The 851-nt window shown below is 61.8% G+C and carries 1 protein-coding gene; it reads left to right on the top strand.

All coding sequences use genetic code 11. From position 1 onward, the window contains the following. A partial coding sequence (locus AACY08_RS27550; protein WP_339472269.1) for a ferritin family protein occupies positions 1–693 on the top strand: 693 nt, incomplete at its 5' end. Positions 694–851 lie beyond the last annotated feature (158 nt).

The following is an 851-nucleotide window of genomic DNA, read 5'->3' as shown; positions in this document are numbered from 1 at the left end:
TTCATTGCGACGCTGATAGCATCGGATCATCTGGCTGCAGGGGAAATTTCGACGGCGATGGACCGGCTCGAAGCGGCTGGCTGTTCGCCTGTCGCGCAGGGCTGGATCGAGCCGGGCAAGGCGGCGGACATTGCGTTCGGCCTGGCCTCAGATGCCGCGCGCACCGCACTCGAGGGCGTGTTTCCCGGTATCGACGTGGTCGTGCAGCAGGCTGAGGGCCGTGAGAAGAAGCTGCTCGTCGCCGATATGGATTCGACCATGATTACCGTCGAGTGCATCGACGAACTCGCCGATTTTGCCGGGATCAAGCCACAGATCGCGGCGATTACCGAAGCGGCGATGCGCGGCGAGGCGTACGCAAACCTGAAGTATCTCCGCTATGCCGATCAGGCTCAAGCCGCGGGCAAGCCCGAACTCGCCAAGCTGTTTCGGGCCTCGGCCAACATCGAGGCGAACGAGCATTTCGACCGCGAGGCCCAGGCTCTTCAGCTTGGCAGCGGCGACGCGCGCAATCTCGCGGATGCGATGAAGGGCGAGCATTACGAGAACGTCACGATGTACGTGAACTTCGCCAAGGAAGCAGCGGCTGCTGGCGATACTAAAGTCGCCGCGATGTTCCGTCAGATCGCCGTGGATGAAGGCACTCATTACGACGCGTACAAGGCTGCATTGGCACGGCTCCCCCGCCGTTAAGCCAGTCGCAGGCGCCGGTCGGCTTCCTTCCCCTGGGCCGATCGGCGCTTTTTGGCCTGCCGAAAACTCAAAAGCACGCAGTCGCATCGCAATGCTCCACTCACCGTACCGCGAGCGACCGATCTTTCCCAATTTACCGGAGACTTGCACATGCCAAG

It is taken from the genome of Pseudomonas sp. EL_65y_Pfl1_R83 (genome assembly GCF_963970695.1).
Lineage (GTDB): Bacteria > Pseudomonadota > Gammaproteobacteria > Pseudomonadales > Pseudomonadaceae > Aquipseudomonas > Aquipseudomonas tritici.
The sequence above is the reverse complement of the archived record's forward strand: the minus strand, read 5'-3'. Positions and strand labels throughout refer to the sequence as shown.